Origin of the sequence: Streptomyces sp. MBT53 (assembly GCF_016654115.1) — a bacterium.
Lineage (GTDB): Bacteria > Actinomycetota > Actinomycetes > Streptomycetales > Streptomycetaceae > Streptomyces.
Genome location: NZ_JAEQAZ010000430.1, coordinates 1 through 1,488 on the forward strand (window position 1 = coordinate 1; position 1,488 = coordinate 1,488).

Annotated in this window: 1 protein-coding gene; it reads right to left on the reverse strand. The window is 69.0% G+C overall.

The window, feature by feature from the left end:
• Positions 1-21 precede the first annotated feature (21 nt).
• Positions 22-1,224, reverse strand: a complete 1,203-nt coding sequence (locus JHN45_RS51875; protein WP_374195704.1) for an IS110 family transposase — start codon at positions 1,222-1,224, stop codon at positions 22-24.
• Positions 1,225-1,488 lie beyond the last annotated feature (264 nt).

Genomic DNA, 1,488 nt, shown 5'->3' on the forward strand with positions numbered 1-1,488 from the left:
GGGGTGCCTCTATGTCTTTCGTCAAGCGAGGCGTGGGGCTCTGGGTTCGTAGAAGGTGCCGTCGCGGAGCATCGCGAAGAGCACGTTGATCCGCTGGCGGGCCAGGCGGAGAAGTGCCTGGGTGTGGGTTTTCCCGCGGGCCCGGCATCGGTCGTAGTAGGTGCGGGAGGCGGGGTCGTGCAGGGCGGCGAATGCGGACAGGAACATCGCGCGTTTCAGTTGCCGGTTGCCGCCTCTGGGCGCGTGTTCGCCGTGGATCGAGGTCCCCGACGACTTGGTAGTCGGGGCGAGGCCGGCGTAGGAGGCCAGGTGAGCGGCGGTGGGGAAGCTGGTTCCGTCGCCGACGGTGACCAGCAAGGTGGCGGCGGTCCTGACCGCGACCCCCGGAATCGAGGTCAGGACCGGGGAAAGAGGGTGAGCCTCCAGCAGCTGCCCGATCTGCGCTTCCAGAGCTCGTCGCTGTTCGTGGACGGCCGCGAGCGAATGGGCCAGGGACGGGATCACGATGTCGAGGGTGCCGGTGCCCGGGACCACGACGGTCTGCTCGTCGAGCGCGTCGAAGACCTCGTCGACCAGCCGGGCAGCCATGCGCGGAGCCTTGGGCCGGATCACCTCAACGAGCCTGCGACGACCGGCCTTTCGCAGCGCGGCCGGGGATCCGAAGCGTTCCAGCAGCCAGGTCACGGCCTGATGGTCCAGACGCGGCCCGAGAACGCGCTCCAGGCTGGGGTGGAACTGGGTGAGCAGGCCGCGGATCCGGTTGGAGGTGCGGGTCGCCTCGGCCGCCAGGTCCTGGTCGAAGCCCACCAATACGGTCAGTTCTGCGGTGATCTCGTCGGTCGGCTGAAGCGAGCGCAGGGTGTGCGGCATGGTGCGGGCTGCGTCCGCGATCACCGCGGCGTCCTTCGCGTCGGTCTTCGCCTCGCCCGGGTAGAGGTCGGCGATCCGCCGCATCGCGAGTCCGGGCAGGTAGGCGACCTTGCAGCCGGCGTCCCGGGCGACGGTCAGGGGCAGGGCTCCGATCGAGGCGGGCTGGTCCACGATCACCAGCACGGTGCCGAACTTCGCGGCCAGCTTGTCGAAGACGGCCCGCAGTTTCGGCTCGCTGTTGGGCAGCTGCTTGTCGAAGACCTTCTTCCCCGCCGGGGTGAGCCCGTGCCCGTGGTGGGCGCTCTTGCCGACGTCCAGACCGAGGAAGACGCCTATCTCGTCGCTGTCGTTCAAGCCGTCCTCCTGAACGGATGTCATACGTGCTGGCCTGGGCGTTGGCGTCGTGCGCGCATCCACGTTATGCAGACCTGCCACCCACGAAGGGCCGGGCATTGCGCCAGGCCAGGTGGTAGTCGGACCTCTCATCAGCGTCTCCAACGGCGCCTCTCGGGCCCGGTGGCACCACCCCCCAGGTCATCCGTTCGACAGGGGGGAACAGCCATGCCGGGCCCGGAGGCCAGCGGCCCCATTGCAGGACCGCGGAAAACATAACGGGGG